We start from the raw sequence: 25,555 nt of genomic DNA on the forward strand, positions 1-25,555 counted from the left end.
AAAATTACCTGAAAATTATACCTATTTTGTAAATTGGCTTCTTATACAAAAAACAAGGATACTGATGGTAAAGTATCCTTGTTCTTATTTTTTATTTGATATGACTTTCAAATTCTTTTTGGCTTTTTTCAATAGCCTTCTTACTTTCTTCTTCCCACTTAGCCTTAGCTTCATCAAATTGTTTCTTGGTAACAGGGTCTTTTTGAAGTTTCATGTACTTGTAGTTATTTCCATCACCTTTGATACCCACTAGAGAGTAAGCACGTGTAAATGGAGTTACTTTGGTGACAGAGGCTGTACCACCATTTGACATCGTAGACATGATTAGAGAATTATCAATCATCCAAGCTTGTGCTTCAGCATATTTTTCATAACGCTTAGCAACATCTTTGTTTTCCGCATCTGCCTCTTTTAAAAGTTTCGTATAAGTATCGAGACCTAAACTCTTAATCAGTTCTTGATCTTCCTTAGCATCCAAACCAAAAATCTTGAGATAGAAACCATCTTCTGCATTAAATGGATCAAGATAAGTTGACGGATCTTGGTAATCACCCACCCAACCATCAAAGTTCAAGTCGTAATCACGAGACGCCGGATTCGGAGCAAGAAATGCAACATTGCTGAAATCATCCGTAGATAATTGTTGCACATCAACCACAATATTGTCATCCCCAAATACGGTCTCTAAGGTCTGTTTAACCGAATTCATACCAGAAACCGCGTTTTTATTGGTTTGATCAACAGGAACATCAATATGAATAGGGAAGGTCACCCCTTTTGATTCCAATTCCTTTTTAGATTCCGCAAATTTTGCTTGGGCCTTTTCCTTATTGAAGTATCCGTCTTGGGCATCCGCCAAGTTAATGCCTGACCATTCTGTTCCGTACTGAACAAGTTTAGAAGACACCACATCTCCGAAACTCTTATCTCCCACTTGTACAAAAGTAGGAGGAACAAGGGTGTTACGAAGGGTCTTGCTTGCTGCTTCTTGACCATTAGATTGGGCAGAATAAGCCGTACGATCGATGGCAAAGTTCAACGCTTGACGGAAGTTCTTATTTAAAATTGCTATTTGAGTTGATTTCTTTTGTTCATCTGTTGTTTTAGCTGTATGGTTATAAGCTTTACGGTTAACATTAAAGTTAAAGTACCAAGATGTCTTGTCTTGTAAGCTATAAACAATATTGTCTTGATATTTTTCTTTTGTCTTGGCATAGTTAGAGCTGTTTGGATAAACTCCTGCCAGAGAATAGGCCCCACTTTCAAAATTTCGAATAGTCATCTCTTGATCAGAACCATCAAAATAAGCCAGTTTAACTTTTTCAATGGTTACTTTATCATGATCATAATAGTGTGGATTCTTCACATACTCGATCGAAGATTTTGATGTAAAACCTTTTAACAAGTAAGGTCCGTTGTAAAGGATACTACTTGGCGTCAAGGTACCAAATTCTTTTTCCTTTGACTTCAAAAACTCTTCATTGACTGGGAAGAGAATACTGTTAGTCGTCTTAGAATTCCAATAAGGCTCTGGTCTTGTCAAAGTGTACTCAACCGTATAGTCATCCAAGGCTTTGACACCAACAGTAGAGAAATCATTTGTCACACCAGTCACATAGTCATTCAATCCCTTGATTGAATTTTGAATGAGATCCATCGCTTGCCCCTTGTTATCCGAAGCATATTTGATCCCAGTAACAAAGTCCTGTGCTTTTACTGGAGCATATTCTTCTCCATCAGCTGTATACCACTTGGCATCTTTTCTGAGTTTATAGGTATAGGTTAAACCATCCGCTGAAACTGACCAATCTTCAGCCAGAGCTGGCGTTAGATTCCCATAGCTATCATTTTCTAGCAAACCATCCACAAGATTAGTAATTATAGATGTATTATCTGCATAATAATCCAAAAGATAATTAAAAGTTGTTGGATTTCCACTAAAAGTTGACGAATACGTCTTTGTATCTGTGTTAGATTGCCCACAAGCTGAGAGTAAAATCCCTGTAGCTAGGACAAGACCAGTTCCGATGAGTCTTTTTTTCATTGTCATCACCCACTCCTTTATGTCACTTTTTATAACATAACCATATTTTATCAAATTTATCCAAAAATGTAAAGTTACTAGTTTCTAAGCGAATAGCATTCCGTAAGCAAAAAAGGAAGCACAGATTCTCCGCAACTTCCTTGTCTTGTTATAAACTATTTGACGTGTTTTTCAAGTTCTTTTTGGTATTTGGCATTTGTTTCGATTTTTTCTTTCTGCCATTTCTTGAGAGCTTCTTCATATTCTTTTGTAGTCACAACATCCTTTTGCAACTCCAAGCCTTTGAATACAAATGGATCTCCCTTGATTCCGACTTGAGAGTATGCTTTTGTGAATGGTACAGTACGGCTAACAGTTGGAGAACCACCTGAAGAAGCAACTGGGATTAAAAGTGAGCTATCCGATACCCAAGCTTGAGCTTTAGCGTATTTTTCATAACGCTTATTGAGGTCACTTGTTTCAGCTGCAGCATCGTCCAAGAGTTTCTTATATTCGTCCAGTCCAACTTGAGCCATCACTTCTGGATCTTTTCCACGAGTAATCCCCAAGTGTTTAAGAGCAGAACCCTTCTTAGCATCGAGAATGTTGAGGTAGGTAGCTGGGTCTTGATAGTCTGGTCCCCAACCAGTTCCGTTCAAATCATAGTCTTTTTGTGCTGGAACCTTAGCTTGAGACGTGATGCTCATTTTTTCATTATCAGTCATTTGAAGGACATCGATAATGACATTATCAGTACCAAGTGTTGATTCGATAGATTGCTTAAGTGAGTTAGTTTGCTGGACAGCAATCACATCTGTTTGTTCAACCGGAATATCCAAACGAATTGGGAAGGCCACACCCTTTGCTTGCAATTCTGTCTTTGCTTTTGCAAAGGCAGCCTTGGCTTTTTCTGGATTATAAATCGTATCCTTACCATCTGTCAAAGCTACATCTTTCCACTGGTCTCCATAAGAAACCAACTGCTCTTGAGCCAGTTCACCAAAGGTCTTTTCACCAACTTGGACATAGTCATGAGGCACTAGGCTATTACGAATAATCTTGTCCGCACCTTCTTCCCCGTTCAACTGAGCCGTATAAGAGTGACGATCAAGGGCAAAGTTCAAGGCTTGACGGAAGTTTTTATTGAGAAGAGCTTCTTTTGTTGATGTTTTTTGAGCCTCTTCGGTTTTGGCTGTTTTATTGTAAGACTGGCGATTTACGTTAACAGTGAGATAGTAGCTTGTCGCTTCTTGTGGACTGTAGACAATCTTATCTCCGTATTCTTTCTTAGTGGACTCAAAGTTTGAGCTTGTTGGGAAGAGACGAGCTGTTGTATAGGCACCTTGTGTAAAGCTACGAATCAAGGATTCTTGGTCTGATCCATCATAGAAGGTTAGTTTAATGCTGTCAATCTTAACATTGTCCTTATCCCAGTAGTTTGGATTTTTTTCATATTCGATAGCAGATTTTGACGTCAATGATTTCAATAGATAAGGACCATTATAAAGAATACTTGACGGAGTAGGAGTTCCGTAGTCTTTTCCTTTAGAATTCAGAAATTCTTCATTAACTGGAAGCATGGTTGCAGTTGTGACTTTAGAATTCCAGAAACTTTCTGGTTTGTTGAGCGTATATTCAACCGTGTAATCATCAACAGCTTTTACACCTACAGTAGAAAAGTCGTTACTTTCACCACTGATATAGGCGGCCAATCCTTTAATAGAATCTTGAAGGAGAGAGAGACCGTCTGATTTACCATCAGCTGCATGTTTCAAACCTGTAACAAAGTCTTGAGCCTTGACTTCGGCATACTCTTCACCCTCAGAAGTATACCATTTTACACCCTTACGAAGTTTGTAGGTATAAGTCAAACCATCTTTAGAAACGGACCAGTCTTCTGCAAGCGATGGAATTAAGTTTCCATACTTATCATTTTCCAAAAGGCCATCGACAACGTTTGCTATAACGTCAGAAGTTGAGCTCTTGCTCGTCACACTGTAGTCCAAAGATGATGGATCCATAGCGTAGACATAAGAAAATGTTTTAGGAGCGTCCGCATTCTTTTCGCTTTTGCCACAAGCTGCAAAAAGAAAGGCCGCACTCAAGGTCACTCCCGCTCCTAAGAGCCACTTTTTCGATTTCATATGCAATCTCCTTTAAGATAGTTTTTTCACCATTATAACCTATTTTTCTATAAATGCAAGAGCTTTTGAGAGATTTTTTAGAAAATTCTAACAAATATTTTTAAAAGAGTTCTCTGAAAAACTTTTAGCAAAAAATTCAAACTCTATAAACTCGAGGCCCTCACTTTTTAGTCAGTCATTTCCACACAGAAAGCATCCCATGGAGCTAAGATTTGTTTTTCAAAGACTTCCTGAGCCACGGTGTTTTCAATCAAGACCGATTTGACGTTTCCTTCTACGGTCAAGTCTTGCTCTTCATTGGACAAGTTGGCCACAACTAGAAAACGACGGTCGCCATCTTTACGAATATAGGCAAAGACCTTGTCAGCTGTTTCCAAGAGTTCAAAGTTAGCTCGAATCAGCCAGCTATTCTCCTTACGTATTTGGACCAGTTTCTGATAGGTATAGAAAATAGAATCTGGATTTGCCAGCGCTTCTTGAACGTTGATTGCTTGATAGTTTGGATTCACTGCCAACCAAGGTTGACCTGTTGAGAAACCAGCATTTTTGCTCTCGTCCCATTGCATAGGGGTACGGGCATTGTCACGACCAATGACACGGATACTGTCCATGATTTCTTCCATCGGAACACCTTTTTCAAGAGCTTCACGCGCATAGTTGAGGGATTCAATATCTTCTACTTGATCCAGCGTTTCAAACGGATAATTTGTCATCCCAATTTCCTCACCTTGGTAGATATAAGGAGTCCCTCTCATGAGATGAAGCAAGATAGCAAAGGCTTTGGCAGATTTTTCGCGGTATTCATGGTCATTTCCCCAGATTGATACGATACGAGGAAGGTCATGATTGTTCCAGAAGAGCGAATTCCAACCGTCCTCAACTCCTAACTCTGTCTGCCATTTGTTGAAAATCTCTTTTAACTTAGCAATATTCAGTTCTTTTTGATAGTGCCATTTAGGCTGACCTTCCTGATACTGAAGACCGATATGTTCAAAATGGAAGACCATAGACAATTCTTGCCCCTTTGGATCTGAGTAGAACTTGGCAATCTCGGGCGTTGCTCCCCAAGTCTCCCCTACTGTCAAGAGATCCTTATCTCCAAAGGTCGCCTGATTCATTTCCTTGAGATAGGGGTGGAGCATAGGACCATTATTGACTACCTTCTCGTCAGGAATTTTCCCAATCATGTCAATGACATCCATGCGGAAACCACCAATGCCTTTATCAATCCAGAAGTTCATCATCTCATAGATTTTCTGACGAAGTTTTTCATTTTCCCAGTTGAGATCAGGCTGTTTCTTACTGAAAAAGTGGAGATAATATTGACCTGACTTTTCATCATATTCCCAAGCAGAACCACTAAAGATAGAATCTAAATCGTTAGGTTCATCTCGCCAGATATAGTAGTCTCGCTCAGGGCTATCAGGATTTTCACAGGCCTCGACAAACCAAGCATGTTCATCTGAGGTATGATTGACCACCAAGTCCATGATGATACGAATATCACGCTTCTTAGCTTCCGCAATCAATTGGTCCATACCCTCCATGGTTCCGAAAATAGCTGCAATCGCTTGATAATCAGCAATATCATAGCCATTATCATCCATGGGACTGTCATAAACAGGAGAAAGCCAAATCGCTGTGATTCCTAACTTAGCTAGATAGTCTAACTTACTGGTAATACCTGGCAAATCGCCAATTCCATCTCCGTTGCTATCCATAAAGCTCTTAGGATAAACTTGATAGACTACGGCATTGTGCCACCATTTTTCTTGCATCTTCTTACCTCATTATTTTAATAATCTACAGTCTATGATAGCGCTTTTCAGATTTTTATGCAAGCGTTTGCCTAATCTTTTTGATTCCTTTTTTAACTCCATAGTTTCCTAACTTCCATTTTTTTATTATAATAGAGGTCAGAGGTAAAAAAATGAAAAAACAAGCTTTTAGTTCTGAACAATATTTGAATCTACAGCGCGACCACATTTTGGAGTGCATTAACCAATTTGACGGCAAGCTCTACTTGGAGTTTGGTGGCAAAATGTTAGAAGATTTTCACGCTGCTCGTGTTCTTCCTGGTTATGAGCCTGACAACAAAATCAAGCTCTTGCAAGAATTGAAAGAGCAAGTCGAGGTTGTAATTGCCATTAATGCTAACAACATCGAACATTCCAAAGCACGTGGTGACTTGGGCATTTCTTATGACCAAGAAGTTCTTCGTTTGATTGATAAATTCAATGAATTGGGAATTTTTGTTGGCTCCGTTGTCATCACACAGTACGCTGGGCAACCAGCTGCAGATGCCTTCCGCAACCAACTCGATAAAAACGGAATTGATTCTTATCTTCACTATCCAATCAAAGGATATCCGACGGATATGGATCACATCATTTCACCAGAAGGTATGGGGAAAAACGACTACATCAAAACCAGTCGAAACTTGATTGTCGTAACCGCTCCTGGACCTGGTTCTGGAAAATTGGCAACCTGTATGTCCAATATGTACCACGACCAAATCAATGGCATCAAATCTGGCTACGCTAAATTTGAAACCTTCCCAGTTTGGAATCTCCCCCTTCATCACCCAGTCAACTTGGCCTACGAGGCTGCTACAGCAGACCTTGATGATGTCAACATGATTGACCCCTTCCATCTCCAAACTTACGGAGAAACCACTGTCAACTACAACCGTGATATCGAAATCTTCCCAGTGCTCAAGCGCATGTTGGAACGTATCCTAGGAGAGTCTCCATACGCTTCACCGACAGATATGGGGGTCAACATGGTTGGTTTCGCTATTACAGATGATGAGGCTGCTGTCGAAGCCTCTAAACAAGAAATCATACGCCGTTACTATCAAACTGTTCTTGATTTTAAAGCCGAAAAAGTTGGCGAAGCTGCTGTCAAGAAAATCGAGTTGCTTATGAATGACCTCGGTATCACACCTGCAGACCGTAAGGTTGCTGTCGTTGCGCGTCAAAAAGCAGAAGAAACTAGCGGACCAGCCCTAGCCCTTGAATTGCCAAGCGGAGAAATCGTCACAGGTAAGAACTCAGAACTCTTTGGCCCTACAGCGGCTGCCTTGATCAACGCCATCAAGAAATCAGCTGACATCGCTAAAGAAGTAAAACTAATCGAACCTGAAGTTGTTAAGCCAATCCAAGGTCTTAAAATCGATCATCTCGGTAGCCGCAATCCACGCCTTCATTCAAATGAAATCCTGATTGCACTTGCTATCACAGCTACAGAAAATCCTGATGCTGCTCGTGCTATGGAAGAACTTGGCAACCTCAAAGGAAGCGAAGCCCACTCAACCATCATCTTAACCGATGAAGACAAGAATGTCCTTCGTAAACTGGGTATCAACGTAACCTTTGACCCTTACTACCAATACGACCGCTTGTATCGTAAATAAAGATTTCAACCTCTCCACTCTCGGAGAGGTTTTCTCTCTGCCTCAAGAGCCGGCTTTATGTTATAATGAAAGAAGAAAACTGAAAGGATTTACCATGTCAAAAGAAGTTATTGTTGAAAGTTTTGAACTTGACCACACCATTGTTAAAGCACCCTATGTTCGCTTGATTGGGGAAGAAACAGGGCCAAAGGGAGACATCATCTCCAATTATGATATTCGTTTAGTGCAACCCAATGAAGACTCTATCCCTACTGCTGGCCTTCACACTATCGAGCACCTCTTGGCCAAACTCATCCGTACCCGCATCGACGGCATGATTGACTGTTCACCTTTTGGTTGCCGCACAGGCTTCCACATGATTATGTGGGGGCGTCATACCAGCGCTGAAATTGCGGCTGTTATCAAGGATTCGCTCAAGGAAATCGCTGAGACTACTACTTGGGAAGACGTCCCTGGAACAACCATCGAATCTTGCGGCAACTACAAGGATCACAGCCTCTTTTCTGCTAAAGAATGGGCAAAACTCATCCTTGAACAAGGAATTTCAGACGATGCCTTTGAACGTCATGTCATCTAAACACAAAAAAGGAACCGGCTTTTTAGCTGGTTCCTTTTTTTTATTCTCAAAATCTCTAGTTAAGCTTTCTCACGAATAACCAAACCACCATCTTCCATATCTGCTTCTAGGTGTCTGGCATCTAGGTGATCCAAATGGAAGTCTGTCACCTTATCACGAATTTCTTGTTCAACCACGCGACGGAGAGGACGAACACCCATGACTTCGTCATAACCTTCTTCTGTGATATAGTCCTTAGCTGCTTGACTGACTACCAAATCAATCTCTTTCTTAGCCAAGGTTTGGTTAACTTCAGCCAACATTAAGTCCACAATCTTAGAAAGGTCTTCCTTAGTCAAGTGTGAGAACTCAATAACTGCGTTAAAGCGGTTGAGGAATTCTGGACGGAAGAAAGGTTTCAAACGGTCCATCAATTCTGGTTTATCCGCATCTTCTGTCAAGTTGGCTTCATAGCCAAATCCAGCATTTGAGGTCGCAATAATGACAGTGTTCTTGAAGTTTACTGTGTTTCCTTGACCATCTGTCAAACGACCATCATCTAGAACTTGGAGGAGAAGGGTAATGACTTGAGGATCAGCCTTTTCAATTTCATCCAAGAGAATGATAGAGTATGGATTGCGACGAACACGTTCTGTTAAGGTATTGCTATTGTCATCATAACCTACATAGCCTGCTGTTGTACCAATTAGCTTAGAAACAGCTGTGCGGTCACTGTATTCAGACATATCCAAACGGATGATCGCATCCTTGGTTCCAAACATATCTAGCGCCAATTGCTTAGCAAGTTCTGTCTTACCAACCCCAGTTGGTCCTACAAAGAGGAAGCTACCGATTGGGCGATTACCTTCATCAAAACCAGCACGATTACGACGGATGGCACGGGCTACAGCTTCAACTGCCTTATCTTGACCGATTACCTTATCTTGCAGACGATGAGCCATATCTTTCAAACGTTCGATATCAGATGCTCCCATTTGTGACACTGGAATACCCGTCATCCGTTCTACAGATTCAGCCACATCGTTGACACTTGCAGTCACCTTCATATCTTCTGTGTGGTTTTCGATTTTCTTTTCCAATTCTGCAATGCGTGTTTTATAGTTTAGAGCTGCTTCAAAATCTTCTGCCTCAACTGCTTTTTCTTGCTTGTCTTTTTCTGCCTCAATTTCTCGTTCAACTGCATGCACATCTGTTACTGGATGTTGAGCTGCCAAGTGAGCTGCCGTTACGTCTACAAGGTCAATAGCCTTATCAGGCAAGCTACGTTGTGGAATATATTGGACAGAATAATCCACCGCTGCTTTCAAAACTTCGTCTGGCAAAATGACATTGTGGTGTTGCTGATAGAGGTCACGAATTCCTTGAAGAATTTTATATGTATCCTCTGCTGAAGGAGCATTGACTTTGACTTCGTTGAAACGACGAGCAAGAGCTGCATTCTTCAAGATGGTGTTACGGTATTCATCCTGAGTTGTCGCTCCAATAACGGTCAATTCTCCACGAGATAGAGCTGGCTTGAGAATGTCCGCAAGTCCCTTAGATCCACTATCTCCACCAGTGCTACCAGCACCGAGAATTTGGTGAATTTCATCAAAGAAGAGGATAATATTCCCTGCTTCTTTTACTTCATTGACTAAGTTTTGAACGTTTTCTTCAAAGCTACCACGATATTGAGTACCAGCCTCAAGACCTGAGATATCAATGGAAATAATTTCCTTATTCTTAATAGCAGCTGGAACATCACCGTTCACAATAGCTTGCGCTAGACCTTCGACAACGGCTGTCTTACCAACACCTGCGTCTCCGACTAAAACAGGATTGTTCTTGGTACGGCGTGAGAGGATTTCAGATGTCTCTTGAATTTCCTTGTTTCGTCCGATGACTGGATCCAGCTTGCCCTCACGCGCTTCTGCTGTCAAGTTTCGACCCAGTTTAGCAAGGACACCGTCTTGTTTCATACCTGATGTCTGTTGTGGCATTTGTCCATCAGTTTCTGCATTTCCTGGCAATTGACCAGTTGCACGATAGTGAGCAAATTCCTCAGATGTCACTTCACGTCCATTAATCAAGTAACGACGATTTTCAGAACTATATCCTCGCATACCACCCATCAATTGGTTAAATAAATCATCCATGTTGTTAAAATTATTAAAGTTGTTATTCATATTCTTTACCTCTTTTTATTATTTATTATTACTGATATTGACTATCTTTGACCTTTGTTTTAAAAAATTTAGACTAGCTAAATCGCTACTCTACGTACTATTTCTGGTTTTTCTTTTTCAAGCAGGAGTAGACTATCTTTACTTCTGAAGATTTCTAGATTAAACATAGACCCCACCTCTTTCTATTTTACTTTAAATAAGTGTTCTAGTAAGGTTTTCATTTACCTTACGTTTATAATATACTACATTAGTCAGAAAAGGTCAAGATATTTGACTTTAATTGACCAATAAATTTTACAAAAAGAAGAACTAGCTTTTAACTAGTCCTTCTTTGTATTATTTTATATAATCTTAGCTCAATGCATCCAAGGCATCATCCATTGAAAGAACTTCGTGGAATACACGTTGTGTCAATTCAGTTTTTTGTTCTGGAGTGAGGTATTTAGTGTTTACACAGTATCCAGAGATACGTACGATAACGTCTTCTCCTGACATGATTTTTTCGTAAACATCGTTCAAGTCCATAACGTTCAAGTTAACGTGTTGTCCACCGTTTTCGAAGTAACCATCAAGGATTGTTACCAAGTTATCAACTTGTTCGTCACGAGTCTTACCAAGAGCGCGAGGTGATACTTGTGTAGTCAATGAGATACCATCAGCTGCATAACTAAAGTCAAGGCTAGAAAGTGAGTTCAAGTTTTGCAACCATCCACCTTTAGCTTTGTTAGATGGGTTAGCACCTGGTGAGAAGAACTCAAGTTTAGACAAGTTCACAGAACCATCTTCGTTGAGGTATACACCTTTGTGGACTGGTGAGTTACCAGTTTGTTTAGAGTAAGCAACGTTAGATGTGATAGTCAAAAGTGAAACTGTAGCTTCTGCGTCTTTGTAAAGTTTGTGGCTACGTAGACGAGTTGTGTAAGCTTCAATCAACCATTCTGCCAATTCGTTTGAACGTGGGTCATCTTCACCCCAACGTGGGTATTCACCGATTGTTTCGTAATCGTAGATGTAGCCATTTTCATCACGGATTGGTTTAACTGTAGCGTATTTGATAGCTGACAATGTATCAACAGTGTTAGCAAATCCACAGATACCGAATCCCATGTTCGCACGTTGTTTAGTTGGCAAGAAGGCCATTTGAACAGCTTCGTAGTTGTACTTATCAGTCATGTAGTGGATGATGTTCAAAGCATCTACATAAGTGTCAGTCAACCAGTCAAGAGATTTTTCAAAGTTAGCTTTAACTGATTCAAATTCAAGAACTTCGTCACGGATTGGTTCGATATCAAATACTTTGTAGTCTTTATGAACATCGTCGTAACCACCGTTCAAACCAGTAAGAAGGGCTTTCAATACGTTTACACGAGCACCGAAGTACTGGATGTTGTGGCGTTGTTCTTCATTTTCTGGATCAAGTGGAGACACACAGCATGAAATACAGCTCATTTCACCATATCCGTCTTTAGCCATTGTTGTAACACCTTCGTATTGGATAGAAGAGTGTTTGTGGCTCATGTGCATACAGTAGCGACGGAAGTTGTATGGCAATTTATCAGTCCAAAGAACTGTCAAGTTTGGTTCTGGAGAGTTACCGATGTTGTCAAGGGTGTTCAAGAAACGGTAGTCCATCTTAGTAACACGGTGACGACCGTCGTTACCCATACCAGCCATAGAAGTTGTGATGAAAGTTGGGTCACCTGAGTACAATTGGTCGTAAGCTTTTGTACGAGCAAATTTAACTGTACGAAGTTTCATAACGAAATCATCAACGAATTCTTGGATTTCTGATTCAGTAAATGTACCACGAGCAAGGTCACGTTCTGCAAAGATATCCAATACGATTGGCACACGTCCTAGAGATGTAGCAGCACCGTTGATAACACGGCAGACAGCCATGAAGGCGATGTTAACCCATTGGATAGCTTCTTTAACGTTCATAGCTGGTTTGCGAACATCAACTCCGTAAAGGTCACCCAAGCGAACAACTTGTTGCAATGCTTGGTATTGAAGATTGATTTCTTCACGAAGACGGATTGTTTCTTCATCGATTTCTTCGATTGCATTCCAGTCGTTTACTTTTTCTTGCATCAAGTAGTCTGCACCGTAAAGAGCAAGACGTGCGTAAACACCGATGATACGTCCGCGTGAGTATGCATCTGGAAGACCAGTTACAGTGTGAGCGTGACGAGCGCGACGAATGTTTGAAGTGTAAGCACGGAAGATACCGTCGTTAACTGTTGTTACATATTTAGTAAAGATTTCGTGAACAGCTGGATCTGGTTCGTATCCATTTTCTTTCAAAGTAGTTTCAGCCATACGGATACCACCTTTTGGCATGAAGTTCAATTTGAAGAGTTCATCGTTTTGGATACCGAAGATAACTTCGTTTTCTTTATCGATAAATCCTGCTGGGATATCAGCGATAGATGTTGGACGAGTGTCCATTGGGAAACGAGTTTCTTCGTAGTGTGCTTTAGTTTCTTCTACAATTTTTTTGATGTGAAGTGAACGTTCTGTTGGTCCTGCAAGGAAGCTTTCGTCTCCATCATAAGGTGTGTAGTTAGCTTGTACGAAGCGTGATACACTTGCTTTTTCTTTCCAATCTACGCCTTTGAAGCCTTCCCAAGCTTTGTCAAAAATATCTTGTGCTTCAACAACTGTCTTAACAACCATGTTAATGTCCTCTTTTTTCTTTCTAGCAACAGTCATCTGTTACATTCATGAGACAAGTATACCACACAGTAACCGATTTCAACAAGTGGAAAATCCCTATTTTTGCACTTTCTTTTCTAAAACAGTCTATATTTTACCCTAAACTGTATTATATTTTTGAAAAAATAAAGTCCTTTTTCCTTTTTTTCAGAAAAAAGGGTATAATGAAAGAAAATAAGCAGTAAAAAGGGGGCTAGGCATGTTGATTTTTCCTTTGTTAAATGATTTGTCAAGAAAAATCATTCATATTGACATGGATGCCTTTTTTGCTGCAGTAGAAATCAGGGATAATCCTAAACTCAGAGGAAAACCTATCATTATCGGAAGCGACCCTCGGCAAACAGGTGGACGGGGAGTCGTTTCTACCTGTAGCTATGAGGCACGAGCTTTTGGTGTCCATTCAGCCATGAGCTCTAAGGAAGCCTATGAGCGTTGTCCCCAGGCCGTCTTCATCTCAGGGAATTATGAGAAGTACAAAGCTGTGGGATTTCAGATTCGAGCTATTTTCAAGCGCTATACAGATTTGATTGAACCTATGAGTATTGACGAAGCCTATTTGGATGTAACAGAAAATAAACTCGGTATCAAGTCAGCTGTCAAAATCGCTCGCCTCATTCAAGAGGATATCTGGCAAGAACTCCATCTAACTGCTTCTGCCGGTGTTTCCTACAACAAGTTCTTAGCTAAAATGGCGAGTGATTATCAAAAGCCACATGGTTTGACAGTGATTTTACCTGAACAAGCTGAAGATTTTCTCAAACAAATGGATATTTCCAAGTTTCATGGAGTAGGAAAAAAGACGGTAGAACGTCTTCATCAAATGGGTGTTTTTACTGGCGCTGACCTACTTGAAGTTCCTGAAGTGACTCTGATAGACCGTTTTGGTAGACTGGGTTATGACCTTTATCGAAAGGCTCGAGGTATCCACAATTCTCCCGTTAAATCCAATCGCATCCGTAAATCAATCGGGAAAGAGAAAACCTATGGTAAGATTCTCCAGGATGACGAAGATATCAAAAAAGAGCTGACTCTTCTCTCTGAAAAAGTAGCTCACAATCTCAGCAAGCAGGACAAAGCTGGAAAAATCATTATCCTAAAGATTCGTTATACTGACTTCTCTACTCTCACTAGACGAAAAAGCCTCCCACAAGCTACACAGGATGCTAGCCAAATTGCGCAAACGGCCCTACAACTATACGAGGAACTAGCTGAAAAAGAAAAAGGTATCCGTCTACTAGGAATCACAGTGACTGGATTTTAAAACCTTGAAGAGTCTGAACCCTTCAAGGTTTTTCTTATACAAATAAACGCACAAAACTATAGAGCAACAAGACACTACCGAGTACGATACGGTATTTACCAAAAAGGGTAAAGTCGTGTTTTTTTACATAGCTTGTCAAGAAGCGAATAGCCACCATGCTAACTGCAAAAGCTACTCCCATAGCGACCAAGAGCAAAAACAATTGCCCAAAACTCAAGAGCTGTCCTGCTTTTATAAATTTAAAAATCTTTAAGGCACTGGCTCCAAACATAACAGGAATTCCAAGATAGAAGGTAAATTCTGTCACAACAGAACGACTAGTTCCATTCAACAAACCACCGACAATCGTTGCTCCAGAACGGCTTGTCCCTGGTAAAAGGGCAAGAACTTGGAAGAGTCCGATATAGAAAGCTGTCGTATAAGGAAGCTTGTCCAACTCTGTCACACTTGGCTCTATAGCACGCGCTTTATTGCGCTTTTCCAAATAGATAAAGGCAATCCCATAGATAATCAACATGAGAGCAACTGAAACCATATTATGGAAGTGAGTATCAAACCAATCATCAAATTTAAAGACGGCAAGTAAAGGCAAAGTGGCAACCAAGACCTTCAACCACAGTCTCCAAGTCTTACGAACTTCCTGCTTGTCTTTACCCGGTTTAAAGGGATTGAGCTTATTAAAGTAAATCACCATAACCGCCAAAATCGCACCAAGCTGAATCACGACATTAAACATGGACATAAAGACTTCATTTTGATTTTGGTATTGGATAAATTCCTCTGCTAAAATCAAGTGACCTGTACTTGAAATCGGCAGCCATTCCGTAATTCCTTCAACAATCCCAAAGAAGATAGATTTTAAAATTTCAATAAGATACATAGATTACTCCTTTTTCTATCTTCCATTATAGCATATTTTTTCAGCCAGTGATAGCTCTCTTTAAAAGGCGCCGATACTGCCACCGCCTCCGCCTCCAGAGAAGCCTCCGCCAGAACTTCCACTTCCAGAAGATACGGAGTAGGTACTTGCTGTATTTGCGACACTGGCATAATGGCTCATTTGCGCGCTTGAATGATAAAACATACTATGCCAACCATAAGCTACATATAGATTGATATCTGGATTTTCCACTTGGATATGATGAACCTTCATCAAATGGCTGACCTTGTCCGCATAGCCAAATAAGGTTGCATAGACCAAGAGGCGATTCCAGACCACAATACTTTCCAATTCAGCCTGATCCAATCGTGCAATCTCACGCAACATATTTTCAAAACTGGTCCAGAGATAGTATACTTCTGCTCCTGCTTCATTTAGGACACCATCACGATTATCTAATCGAAGCTTCCAATAATAGAAAACAGCCAAAACCAAACCTAGAAAACCAAGTATTGGCAAGGGGATGTAAAGATATCCATAAACATCCAAACTGTACAAGAACAAACCAAATCCGATAAATAGGGACAAGATAGTCAAGACACCCATACCTACTTGCAAGGCCTTTTCCCCACCAGTTAAAAGACGATAATAATCTGGAAGTCCCCAGAAGATAACCCGATTTCTCACTCCTTCTTGCATCTCTTTCAATACTTCTTCAAAAGAAGATTTGAGCTGACGCCCCTTTGCTTGAATCCGTTTTTCATCAGAAACTTTTGCTCTACGATAAAGACTATCAGATACCTTGTAATCCGCAAACAAATTGGAAAGAGTTTCTTCTTTTTTGCCTGAAAAAGCTAGATTTAGACAGTCTTTCTCAAAACTGGACAAACCGTCTTCTTTTACCAGTCTCAAGCCAACTGCATCTCCCTCTGAAATAATAGAGACATTTCCACGGTCAATCACATCTAACAAGGTAGCTTGAATAAGTTGGTCAAAGGTGAATTTGCCAGCTCCTTTGGTTAGAGGACTCACTTCATCCAAGGAAGTCGAGTAGACAGCCTCTGATAAAACCATAGGTTCTAATTCCATTGGTGGTTCATAGAGACGATGATTTTTGGCATATTTAACCGAAGGAGTGGTCTTTCTTCTATAGATGAAATAGAAGCAGACGCTCAATAACAGAGAGATGGAAAGTATGGAAGGAAACACCCAAGTAACGAGTTGTTTACTCTGATCTTTTTCTTTAAAAATCGAGTCTTCTATCTTATTAAACTCTTCTAAACGATTCCCTTTCAATCCCTGATCCCTAGCGCTAGCAAAATCGGTCCGAGGCCAATAGGCATGTAACTCAACTCCACGTTTAGCCGGAAGATTGTCTAAACGGATAGTATAATCAAGGTTACTCTTTTCAACCGTTCCCTCTCTAAAAAGTTTCCCTGTATGGAAAAAGAGTTTTTCAGCTCCCTTATCTCCCCTTACATGAAATTCAAACTTTCCAATAGTCCCTGAACTATCTGTTAAAGGTTGCCAATTTAATTCAGCGATATCATCATAAAGGAAAAGCAAATTCTTTAAGTTCCAGACAAGGTCAACTTCAACTGTGTCGCCATCTTGACCTGGATTATAAACTTTAACAGTATAACCATCTGCCCCTTCTATCACTTCGCTAGTAACATCTGTCAGTTCAGCACCGTTTTTCGCGACCTGAACCTTTGGATGAGGGTCAATGTCAAATCCGCTAGGCATCTTGCCAGCCCGTCCAAGTCCCACAATTTGACCTTTAAAGTCCTCCTCAAACTGGTAAACTATCTTCTGTCTAAATTCTGCCGTATTGTCTGCATGAATATACAAATCTCCTTGATAAGAGTTTATCTTGAAATCAATGGCAAAAACAGAAAGTGGAAGAAGGCAAAACAAGCCTAACACCAGTAAGAAAAAAGTTTTTTTCATCAACTAAGCCCCCTTTTTATCTTTGCTATCATTATATCATTTTTTCTCAAGTAAGGGCTTACCTGTATTGAAAAATAGAGTTTTTTTCGATAAAATAGGAGACAGTTATTTTTTAATAGATTAGAAATAGGAGAAATCATGAGAAAAATATACTTATCTATTTTCACAAGTCTCTTGCTGATGCTGGGACTTGTCAATGTTGCTCAAGCCGATGAATATTTACGCATCGGGATGGAAGCAGCATATGCTCCCTTTAACTGGACTCAGGACGATGATAGCAATGGAGCTGTCAAAATCGATGGGACTAACCAGTATGCTAACGGATACGATGTTCAAATCGCCAAGAAAATCGCTAAGGACTTAGGTAAAGAACCTTTAGTTGTTAAAACCAAGTGGGAAGGTCTAGTCCCTGCCCTTACTTCTGGTAAGATTGACATGATTATCGCAGGTATGAGTCCAACTGCCGAACGCAAACAAGAAATTGCCTTTTCGAGCAGTTACTACACTAGCGAACCAGTTTTGCTTGTCAAAAAAGATTCTACTTATGCAAACGCAAAATCTTTGGATGACTTTAACGGTGCAAAAATCACTTCTCAACAAGGTGTCTACCTTTATGACTTGATTGGTCAAATCCCAGGCGCTAAAAAAGAAACTGCCATGGGAGACTTCGCTCAAATGCGCCAAGCACTTGAAGCTGGTGTTATCGATGCTTATGTTTCTGAACGACCAGAAGCTCTGACTGCTGAAGCTGCTAACTCTAAGTTCAAGATGGTTCAAGTAGAACCAGGTTTCAAAACTGGGGAAGAAGATACGGCTATTGCCATTGGACTTCGTAAAGATGACAATCGTATTAGTCAAATCAATACCAGCATTGAAACCATTTCAAAAGACGACCAAGTTGCCTTGATGGATCGTATGATCAAAGAGCAACCTGCCGAAGCTACAACAACTGAAGAGACTAGCAGTAGTTTCTTTAGCCAAGTCGCTAAAATTCTTTCTGAAAACTGGCAACAACTCTTGCGTGGTGCTGGTATCACTCTTTTAATCTCTATCGTCGGAACCATCACAGGTCTCATTATTGGACTTGCCATTGGTGTTTTCCGTACTGCTCCTCTGTCTGAGAATAAAGCCATTTATGGCCTACAAAAACTAGTTAGCTGGATCCTCAATGTCTACATTGAAATTTTCCGTGGTACCCCAATGATCGTTCAATCGATGGTTATCTACTATGGAACTGCCCAAGCTTTCGGTATCAACCTTGACCGTACACTAGCTGCTATCTTAATCGTTTCAATCAATACCGGTGCCTACATGACTGAAATCGTCCGTGGTGGTATCCTAGCAGTTGACAAGGGACAATTTGAAGCCGCAACTGCTCTTGGTATGACTCATAACCAAACCATGCGTAAGATTGTTCTACCTCAGGTAGTCCGTAACATCCTACCAGCAACTGGTAATGAATTTGTCATCAATATCAAAGATACATCTGTATTGAACGTTATCTCTGTTGTCGAACTTTATTTCTCAGGAAATACCGTGGCAACACAAACCTATCAATACTTCCAGACATTTACAATCATCGCCGTGATTTACTTTGTCCTCACCTTCACCGTAACACGTATCCTACGCTTTATTGAGCGCCGCATGGACATGGATACCTATACTACAGGTGCTAACCAAATGCAAACGGAGGATTTGAAATAATGACACAAGCAATCCTTGAAATTAAACACCTCAAAAAATCCTATGGACAAAACGAAGTGTTAAAAGACATTTCTCTCACTGTCCACAAGGGAGAAGTTATCTCTATCATCGGAAGCTCTGGAAGCGGAAAATCAACCTTCCTACGCTCCATCAACCTCCTTGAAACGCCAACTGATGGACAAATCCTTTATCATGGACAAAACGTCCTCGAAAAAGGCTATGACCTCACGCAATACCGTGAAAAGTTGGGGATGGTTTTCCAATCCTTTAACCTCTTTGAAAATCTCAACGTTCTTGAAAACACAATCGTCGCTCAGACAACTGTCCTTAAACGCGAACGTACAGAAGCTGAAAAGATTGCCAAAGAAAACCTTGAAAAGGTCGGCATGGGAGAACGCTACTGGCAAGCGAAACCAAAACAACTCTCAGGAGGTCAAAAACAACGTGTGGCCATCGCTCGTGCCCTCTCCATGAATCCGGACGCTATTCTCTTTGATGAACCAACATCAGCTCTCGATCCAGAAATGGTTGGAGAAGTCCTCAAAATCATGCAAGATCTGGCTCAGGAAGGCTTGACTATGATTGTCGTAACTCACGAAATGGAATTCGCCCGTGATGTCTCTCACCGTGTTATCTTTATGGATAAGGGTGTGATTGCTGAAGAAGGCAAGCCAGAAGACCTCTTCACCAATCCTAAAGAAGACCGTACAAAAGAGTTCCTTCAACGTTATCTCAAATAAAAAGAAAAGGCTGCATCAACCGTGCAGTCTTTTTACTAGCCAAAAAATGAAAAGGCAGACCCTATTCAAGAATCCACCATTATCCAAAGATTAATCTTCAAATTTTTCATGATTTTTATCATAGAAATCAATTAAACCTAGAGCCGTTTCAAACGAAATATTTTTTACTTTTGCACGCCCCTGAGCTAGAGCAATGATAGACATTTCACGCGCATTCGTTTCTTTAGAGATACGGTAGCCTGTGATTTTCTTATCACGAACCCAGCCAACAACTGATTCTACTTTTTCAAAGTTTGACTTAGCCATGTCCTTCTCCTATTTTCTTATTTACGATATTTAATTGTATACGTTTTTATGCTTTTTGTCAATAAAAAAACATATATTCAATAAAATAAACGCCCTTATTTTTACTTGCTATCTTATTAAAGCTGATAATATGTAGGTTTTTCATTGCCGAAAACAATTTTTATAGCTCTTTAAAATAACTGTATTATTAAACCTTATTTATGTAATAATATTTATATTTGACAGATGCTGATTCTCGATAATCTAGACATATTCTAGTCTTATTTCATATTATTTATTCCACTGCAAAACAAAAAAATTTGACAAAATAATCTTCTGCTCTAAACCATTTCTAACGAGTATTTTTCTCCTTTTAGACTTTTCCTGTCTACACCAGCATTCAATCATTTGGTCAACTGGACCAGTTATTTACTTTATCAAGTTTACTTTTTATTTCTCCTACCCATTAAAAGGCGAGTAGCTAGGAAACCGTAGTATTCTATGTTTCATTTTTTCTACGGTCTTCATCTTACGAGTATCCCGTCACTCTTCTCAGTAACCTCAGTTTAAGACATCTCATTAGTATTGATTATTTCTTCTAATTCCTATTATATTTAGAAAAATTTCATATTAGCTATATATAAAATAGTAGATTCCAAAAAACTCCTTACATATAACAAGTAATTTTACTCCCTTACTATAAACTGAATCAAAAAAACATAGGTACTATAATGAGTTATGATAGAAATAGCGTAATCGATTTCCTAAGTCCATAGGAATCGCCCCCTTTCTTCACCCTCATTATAGCACCTATACATCAGTTGTGCAAATAATATGATATTTTTTTATTAGTCCTCAGACAAGCATATTATAGAGCGTTTCATTACCATTTAAGTTAATATAAGATGGATCAAAACCTTCCATTCGACGAATCAAGCCTGCATAATCATGCTTATCTGCCAAGGCAATCCCAATCAATACTGGGCCTGTCCCCTTGCTAGCTCGTTTGATATACTCAAAACGTGTGATATCATCATTTGGCCCCAAGATATCATTTACAAACTCACGCAAAGCCCCCGGACGCTGTGGAAAATTAACCACAAAGTAATGCTTGATCCCATCATAAATCAAGGCACGCTCTTCCATTTCCGGCATACGGTTGATATCATTATTTCCTCCAGAAATGATACAACAAATGGTTTTCCCCTTGATATATTCAGCCAAAACCTCTAAAGAAGCGATACTAGCAGCTCCAGCAGGTTCTGCGACAATCCCTTGCTTAGAGTAGAGGTCAATCAAGGTTTCAGAAATCAATCCCTCATCGACACCTACCAAAGTTTGAACATGTTGACGAGTTGCCTCATAGGTCAACTGTCCTACCTTTTGCACAGCAATCCCATCTGCAAATTTGTCAATTTCTTTTAGTTTGACAGGCCCACCAGCTTCAAAGGCAGCCTTCATAGAACGCGCTCCATTAGCCTCTACCCCAATGACTTCAATTTCTGGACTTGTTTCCTTGATATAGGTAGAAACCCCAGCAATGAGACCACCGCCGCCAACAGGAACCAAAATAGCATCAAAATCAATCGATTCTTTTCGAGCTTCTTCTAAAATCTCATAAGCAACGGTCCCTTGACCTGCTTGAACATGGGCATCATCAAAGGGATCAATAAAGGTACGATTTTCAGAGACTGTAAATTCTTGAGCTGCCTTAGCAGAAGCATCAAAGGTATCTCCAACTAGTTTAATGGTTACAAAGTCCCCACCAAAAAAGCGAACTTGACCAATCTTTTGTTGCGGAGTAGTAATGGGCATAAAGATAGTAGCAGGAATTTTCATCTCATTACAAGTATAGGCAACTCCCTGCGCATGATTTCCCGCAGAAGCACAGACTACCCCACGCTCACGCTCTTCCTTGCTGAGCTGCGAAATGGCATAATAGGCACCACGAATCTTAAAAGAACGAACACGTTGAGCATTTTCCTTTTTCAAATAAATCTTAGCACCATACTTCTCCGATAAATAATGGTCATAATCCAGTGGGGTATTAACGACCACACCATTCAAGACCTTGTGAGCCTTGATTATATCTTTTGAACTTAACATCATTTTCTCCTAGACTATCTCATACTATCACAATCCATCCTCTTAAAAGAGAGATAAATTGACTATAAAAGCGAGTTAGTCCCCCAACTCGCCTTCACCTTAATTTCTATCAATTAGTTATAGATTTTGAATGCATCATCGTCATTTTTACCAACAAATGGCATTGCTTTACGCAATTCTGCACCAACTTTTTCAATTTCAAGGTTAGCTGCTTGTTCACGGTAAGCAGTCAATTTTGGACGTCCAGCTTTATAGTCATTTACAAAGTCATTTGCAAATTTACCATTTTGGATGTCTGCCAAGACAGCTTTCATGTTTTCTTTAACTTGTTCAGTAATTACACGTGGACCTGATACATAATCACCGTACTCAGCAGTATTTGAAATAGATTGACGCATTTTCTTGAATCCACCTTCGTAGATCAAGTCAACAATCAATTTCATTTCGTGAAGAACTTCAAAGTAAGCCAATTCTGGAGCGTAACCTGCTTCTGTCAAGACTTCGAAACCTGCTTCGATAAGGGCAGTCAAACCACCACAAAGTACAGCTTGTTCACCAAACAAATCTTCTTCAGTTTCTTCTTTGTAAGTTGTTTCAAGAAGACCTACACGAGCTGCTCCAACACCTTTACACCAGTCCATAGCAATGTTTTTCGCATTTCCTGTTGCATCTTGATATACTGCATAAAGAGCTGGAACACCAAATCCTTCTTCATAAGTACGACGTACCAAGTGTCCTGGTCCTTTAGGAGCACACATGAAGACATCTACATCCGCAGGAACTTTGATAAACTCAAAGTGGATATTGAAACCATGAGCAAATCCAACTGCGTTTCCAGCTTCCAAGTTTGGAGCGATTTCTGCTTCGTACAATTCTTGTTGGATTTCATCTGGTGCCAAAATCATGATAACATCAGCCAATTTAGTTGCTTCTGCTACTGTGTAAGTGTCAAATCCATCTTCTTTTGCTTTGTCAAAAGATTTACCTGGACGTACACCGATGATGACATCGCGACCTGAATCACGCAAGTTTTGAGCATGCGCATGTCCTTGCGAACCATAACCAATAACGGCGATTTTTTTACCGTCAAGTGCTGCTACTTTAACATCTTTTTCGTATTCCATTTGAACTGCCATAGTTTTTCTCTCTTTTCTATTATTTATTGCCTTTTAGGCTGGTTTAACAAATTTAAAATATTTTTATACTCAATGAAAATCAAAGAGCAAATTAGGAAGCTAGCCACAGACTGCTCAAAGCACTGCTTTGAGGTTGTAAATAAGACTGACGGAGTCAGTAACATATACCTACGGCAAGGCAAAGCTGACGTGATTTGAAGAGATTTTCGAAGAGTATTAATCGCGGGTAAATCCAGTTGCACCAGTTCGAGCAATATTGCGAATACCGTATGGTCGAATGACTCGCAATAGGGCTTCACTCTTTTCAGCATTTCCTGTCATTTGAATGGTAATCGAGCTTGGCGCTACGTCTACCACTGTTGCACGGAAAGGTTGAATAATGGCTAGAATCTCAGCACGCTTCTCTGCTGGCGCTGACATCTTAACCAAAATCACCTCACGCTCCAAATGAGGCTTGTCTGTAATATCTCGAATGCGAATCACGTCAATCTGACGATTGAGTTGCTTGATGATTTGCTCCACTTCATCATGTGAAGCTACATCAATAATAATGGTGATGCGCGATACATTTGGATCTTCTGTTGCTCCAACAGAGATGCTTTCGATATTAACCTGACGACGAGACAGGACACCGGTAAAACGATTGAGGACTCCTGAACGATTTTGTAGTTTTGCTGTTAACATTCTACGCATGGAACTTCACCCCCAACATCTCATGATTACTCTTACCAGCTGGTACCATTGGTAACACCTGTTCCTTACGAGAAATATCTACCTCGATTAGCATAGGAACATCCTCAGTGATGACTTCAAGGTCTTGAGTCAAGGTCTCGGGATTGTCAAACTTATAGTTTTTAATACCGTAAGCTTGTGCCATCAGTTGGAAATCAGGAAGGGTATCAAAGACTGACTCTGATGTTCTACCTTCATAGAAGGATTCCTGCCACTGGCGAACCATTCCAAGTGAGTGGTTGTTCAGCATAACCACCTTGATTGGTACCTTGTAAATATTCAAAATAGCCAATTCCTGGTTAGTCATTTGGAAACCGCCATCCCCAACAAACAAGACTACTTCCTTATCTGGGTTAGCAATTTTAGCACCGATTGCTGCTGGAATTCCGAATCCCATGGTTCCTAAACCACCTGAAGTCACTAACTGACGTTCATTTTGGTAGGGATAATACTGAGCTGTCCACATTTGATGTTGTCCTACGTCAGTGACAACAATGGCATCTCCATTCGTCAATTCACCGATGCGTTCAATAACAGCTTGCGGCTGAACCACACGCTCTTTCTTATCATAAGAACGAACGCGGTTCTTGTCTTTAGTGACTTTTTCAATCCATTTTTCAGTATTGTTATGAACTGTCGGCTCAGCCAGCAACATTTGCAAGGCTTTCTTAGCATCTCCAACTACAGGAATATCTGCACTGATAATCTTACCAATCTCGGCTGGGTCAATATCAATGTGAGCAACCTTAGCATTCTTAGCAAAGGTCTTAGGATTCCCCGTCAAGCGGTCATCGAAACGACAACCAATACTAATCATAAAATCAGCTTCTGTCATGGCAATATTAGCTGCGAATGACCCATGCATGCCTCCCATTCCAAGGAAGAGTGGATGACTCGTTGCAATCGTTCCTTGTCCCAAAAGACTGGTTACTACTGGAATTTGATAGCGTTCTGCAAATTCATTTAATTCTGCCGCAGCCTCAGCATAACTAATCCCACCTCCAGCTAGCAAGACTGGCTTTTTAGCCTTGGATAATTGCTTCAAGATTTTCTTGATCTGCATATCATTTGGCTCAAGAGTCGGTTGATAACTTGGTAGGTTCACTTCTGGTGAATAGATGAAGTCGGTTTCTAAAGCAGATACGTCTTTAGGTAGGTCAATTACAACTGGCCCTGTTCGACCTGTAGTTGCGATATGGACAGCTTCCGTAATGATTCGAGGGATATCAGCTGTCTCACGAACTTGGTAATTGTACTTAGTGATTGGCATGGTAATTCCCACAATGTCTGCCTCCTGAAAGGCATCCTTCCCAATCCCTGCTCTCGCCACCTGACCTGTAAAGACCAAAAGGGGAACACTGTCGCTCATGGCATCCGCAATCCCTGTAATGGCATTTGTTGCTCCCGGTCCGCTAGTGACGACGGCAACACCCAACTTTCCAGTTGATTTGGCATAACCTTCAGCTTCATGCAAACAACCTTGCTCATGGCGTCCTAGAATATGGCGAATGCCTTTAAAATTATATATCGCATCATAAAAAGGCAAGACCGCACCACCAGGATAACCAAAGATGGTATCAATTCCTAAATCACGAAGTGTTTCCAAAACTAGGTCCGACCCCGTCTTAGGAGATTCTAAACTGATTTTCTCCATTGTTCCCCTTTCTCTTCTCTTAAAAATAACTTGTTACTATCATACCATTTTTTCAAAATTTTTCAAGA

The 25,555-nt window shown here is 40.4% G+C and carries 17 protein-coding genes; 5 read left to right on the plus strand and 12 right to left on the minus strand.

Annotation, left to right across the window (positions count from 1 at the left end; genetic code table 11):
- Window positions 1-91 precede the first annotated feature (91 nt).
- The 3 genes from M594_RS08570 to M594_RS08580 form a co-directional block, all read right to left on the minus strand.
- Complete coding sequence (locus M594_RS08570; RefSeq protein ID WP_173876575.1) at window positions 92-2,053, minus strand: peptide ABC transporter substrate-binding protein; 1,962 nt, start codon at window positions 2,051-2,053, stop codon at window positions 92-94.
- A gap of 146 nt (window positions 2,054-2,199) precedes the next feature.
- Window positions 2,200-4,167, minus strand: a complete 1,968-nt coding sequence (locus M594_RS08575; protein WP_173876576.1) for a peptide ABC transporter substrate-binding protein — start codon at window positions 4,165-4,167, stop codon at window positions 2,200-2,202.
- A 167-nt stretch (window positions 4,168-4,334) separates the two neighbouring features.
- A complete protein-coding gene (locus M594_RS08580; RefSeq protein ID WP_173876577.1) occupies window positions 4,335-5,945 on the minus strand; it encodes a glycoside hydrolase family 13 protein in 1,611 nt (536 codons plus the stop codon).
- A gap of 152 nt (window positions 5,946-6,097) precedes the next feature.
- Here M594_RS08580 and M594_RS08585 point away from each other — a divergent pair, with 152 nt between their 5' ends.
- A complete protein-coding gene (locus tag M594_RS08585; protein ID WP_173876578.1) occupies window positions 6,098-7,582 on the plus strand; it encodes a DUF1846 domain-containing protein in 1,485 nt (494 codons plus the stop codon).
- Between the two features lie 94 nt (window positions 7,583-7,676).
- Complete coding sequence (locus M594_RS08590; RefSeq protein ID WP_000032547.1) at window positions 7,677-8,159, plus strand: S-ribosylhomocysteine lyase; 483 nt, start codon at window positions 7,677-7,679, stop codon at window positions 8,157-8,159.
- Window positions 8,160-8,218: 59 nt separating this feature from the next.
- Here M594_RS08590 and M594_RS08595 read toward each other — a convergent pair whose 3' ends face one another.
- Window positions 8,219-10,324 carry an ATP-dependent Clp protease ATP-binding subunit gene (locus M594_RS08595; protein WP_173876579.1) on the minus strand — a complete coding sequence of 702 codons (2,106 nt, stop codon included), beginning with the start codon at window positions 10,322-10,324 and terminating at the stop codon, window positions 8,219-8,221.
- Between the two features lie 351 nt (window positions 10,325-10,675).
- Window positions 10,676-13,000, minus strand: a complete 2,325-nt coding sequence (gene pflB / locus M594_RS08600; RefSeq protein WP_000260628.1) for a formate C-acetyltransferase — start codon at window positions 12,998-13,000, stop codon at window positions 10,676-10,678.
- Between the two features lie 238 nt (window positions 13,001-13,238).
- Here pflB and dinB point away from each other — a divergent pair, with 238 nt between their 5' ends.
- Entirely contained in the window at window positions 13,239-14,300 is a 1,062-nt protein-coding gene (gene dinB / locus M594_RS08605) for a DNA polymerase IV (RefSeq protein WP_173876580.1), read from the plus strand.
- A 34-nt stretch (window positions 14,301-14,334) separates the two neighbouring features.
- Here the strand turns inward: dinB and M594_RS08610 are convergent, their stop codons facing one another.
- On the minus strand, window positions 14,335-15,180 hold the full coding sequence (locus M594_RS08610; protein ID WP_000280785.1) for an undecaprenyl-diphosphate phosphatase: 846 nt from the start codon (window positions 15,178-15,180) through the stop codon (window positions 14,335-14,337).
- A gap of 60 nt (window positions 15,181-15,240) precedes the next feature.
- Entirely contained in the window at window positions 15,241-17,130 is a 1,890-nt protein-coding gene (locus tag M594_RS08615) for a DUF2207 domain-containing protein (RefSeq protein ID WP_000750662.1), read from the minus strand.
- A 138-nt stretch (window positions 17,131-17,268) separates the two neighbouring features.
- Between M594_RS08615 and M594_RS08620 the strand changes: the two genes are divergently transcribed.
- Both M594_RS08620 and M594_RS08625 read left to right on the plus strand, forming a co-directional pair.
- Window positions 17,269-18,834 carry an ABC transporter substrate-binding protein/permease gene (locus M594_RS08620; protein ID WP_173876581.1) on the plus strand — a complete coding sequence of 522 codons (1,566 nt, stop codon included), beginning with the start codon at window positions 17,269-17,271 and terminating at the stop codon, window positions 18,832-18,834.
- The gene (locus M594_RS08625) at window positions 18,834-19,574 is read left to right on the plus strand and encodes an amino acid ABC transporter ATP-binding protein (protein WP_000189477.1); all 741 of its coding nucleotides are present in this window, start codon (window positions 18,834-18,836) and stop codon (window positions 19,572-19,574) included. The genes M594_RS08620 and M594_RS08625 overlap by 1 nt, the downstream gene beginning before the upstream one ends.
- Before the next feature lie 90 nt (window positions 19,575-19,664).
- Here M594_RS08625 and M594_RS08630 read toward each other — a convergent pair whose 3' ends face one another.
- The 5 genes from M594_RS08630 to M594_RS08650 all read right to left on the minus strand — a co-directional run bounded on the left by M594_RS08630 (window position 19,665) and on the right by M594_RS08650 (window position 25,487).
- Window positions 19,665-19,880: a hypothetical protein gene (locus M594_RS08630; RefSeq protein WP_001130035.1), complete on the minus strand. Its 216-nt coding sequence runs from the start codon at window positions 19,878-19,880 to the stop codon at window positions 19,665-19,667.
- An 834-nt stretch (window positions 19,881-20,714) separates the two neighbouring features.
- Window positions 20,715-21,965, minus strand: a complete 1,251-nt coding sequence (gene ilvA / locus M594_RS08635; RefSeq protein ID WP_173876582.1) for a threonine ammonia-lyase IlvA — start codon at window positions 21,963-21,965, stop codon at window positions 20,715-20,717.
- Between the two features lie 113 nt (window positions 21,966-22,078).
- Window positions 22,079-23,101 carry a ketol-acid reductoisomerase gene (gene ilvC / locus M594_RS08640; protein ID WP_000290683.1) on the minus strand — a complete coding sequence of 341 codons (1,023 nt, stop codon included), beginning with the start codon at window positions 23,099-23,101 and terminating at the stop codon, window positions 22,079-22,081.
- A 216-nt stretch (window positions 23,102-23,317) separates the two neighbouring features.
- The gene (ilvN, locus tag M594_RS08645; RefSeq protein ID WP_001253803.1) at window positions 23,318-23,794 is read right to left on the minus strand and encodes an acetolactate synthase small subunit; all 477 of its coding nucleotides are present in this window, start codon (window positions 23,792-23,794) and stop codon (window positions 23,318-23,320) included.
- Entirely contained in the window at window positions 23,787-25,487 is a 1,701-nt protein-coding gene (locus M594_RS08650) for an acetolactate synthase large subunit (RefSeq protein ID WP_173876583.1), read from the minus strand. Before M594_RS08650 ends, ilvN begins: the two co-directional genes overlap by 8 nt.
- Window positions 25,488-25,555 lie beyond the last annotated feature (68 nt).

Origin of the sequence: Streptococcus mitis, assembly GCF_013305725.1 — a bacterium.
In the GTDB taxonomy this organism is placed as follows: domain Bacteria; phylum Bacillota; class Bacilli; order Lactobacillales; family Streptococcaceae; genus Streptococcus; species Streptococcus mitis_BO.

Excerpts from the sequence above, each read along its gene's own strand:
- M594_RS08575 (WP_173876576.1), bottom strand. The coding sequence starts at position 4,167 with ATGAAATCGAAAAAGTGGCTCTTAGGAGCGGGAGTGACCTTGAGTGCG.
- M594_RS08580 (WP_173876577.1), bottom strand. The coding sequence starts at position 5,945 with ATGCAAGAAAAATGGTGGCACAATGCCGTAGTCTATCAAGTTTATCCT.
- M594_RS08585 (WP_173876578.1), top strand. The coding sequence starts at position 6,098 with ATGAAAAAACAAGCTTTTAGTTCTGAACAATATTTGAATCTACAGCGC.
- M594_RS08590 (WP_000032547.1), top strand. The coding sequence starts at position 7,677 with ATGTCAAAAGAAGTTATTGTTGAAAGTTTTGAACTTGACCACACCATT.
- M594_RS08595 (WP_173876579.1), bottom strand. The coding sequence starts at position 10,324 with ATGAATAACAACTTTAATAATTTTAACAACATGGATGATTTATTTAAC.
- pflB (WP_000260628.1), bottom strand. The coding sequence starts at position 13,000 with ATGGTTGTTAAGACAGTTGTTGAAGCACAAGATATTTTTGACAAAGCT.
- dinB (WP_173876580.1), top strand. The coding sequence starts at position 13,239 with ATGTTGATTTTTCCTTTGTTAAATGATTTGTCAAGAAAAATCATTCAT.
- M594_RS08610 (WP_000280785.1), bottom strand. The coding sequence starts at position 15,180 with ATGTATCTTATTGAAATTTTAAAATCTATCTTCTTTGGGATTGTTGAA.
- M594_RS08615 (WP_000750662.1), bottom strand. The coding sequence starts at position 17,130 with ATGAAAAAAACTTTTTTCTTACTGGTGTTAGGCTTGTTTTGCCTTCTT.
- M594_RS08620 (WP_173876581.1), top strand. The coding sequence starts at position 17,269 with ATGAGAAAAATATACTTATCTATTTTCACAAGTCTCTTGCTGATGCTG.
- M594_RS08625 (WP_000189477.1), top strand. The coding sequence starts at position 18,834 with ATGACACAAGCAATCCTTGAAATTAAACACCTCAAAAAATCCTATGGA.
- M594_RS08630 (WP_001130035.1), bottom strand. The coding sequence starts at position 19,880 with ATGGCTAAGTCAAACTTTGAAAAAGTAGAATCAGTTGTTGGCTGGGTT.
- ilvA (WP_173876582.1), bottom strand. The coding sequence starts at position 21,965 with ATGTTAAGTTCAAAAGATATAATCAAGGCTCACAAGGTCTTGAATGGT.
- ilvC (WP_000290683.1), bottom strand. The coding sequence starts at position 23,101 with ATGGCAGTTCAAATGGAATACGAAAAAGATGTTAAAGTAGCAGCACTT.
- ilvN (WP_001253803.1), bottom strand. The coding sequence starts at position 23,794 with ATGCGTAGAATGTTAACAGCAAAACTACAAAATCGTTCAGGAGTCCTC.
- M594_RS08650 (WP_173876583.1), bottom strand. The coding sequence starts at position 25,487 with ATGGAGAAAATCAGTTTAGAATCTCCTAAGACGGGGTCGGACCTAGTT.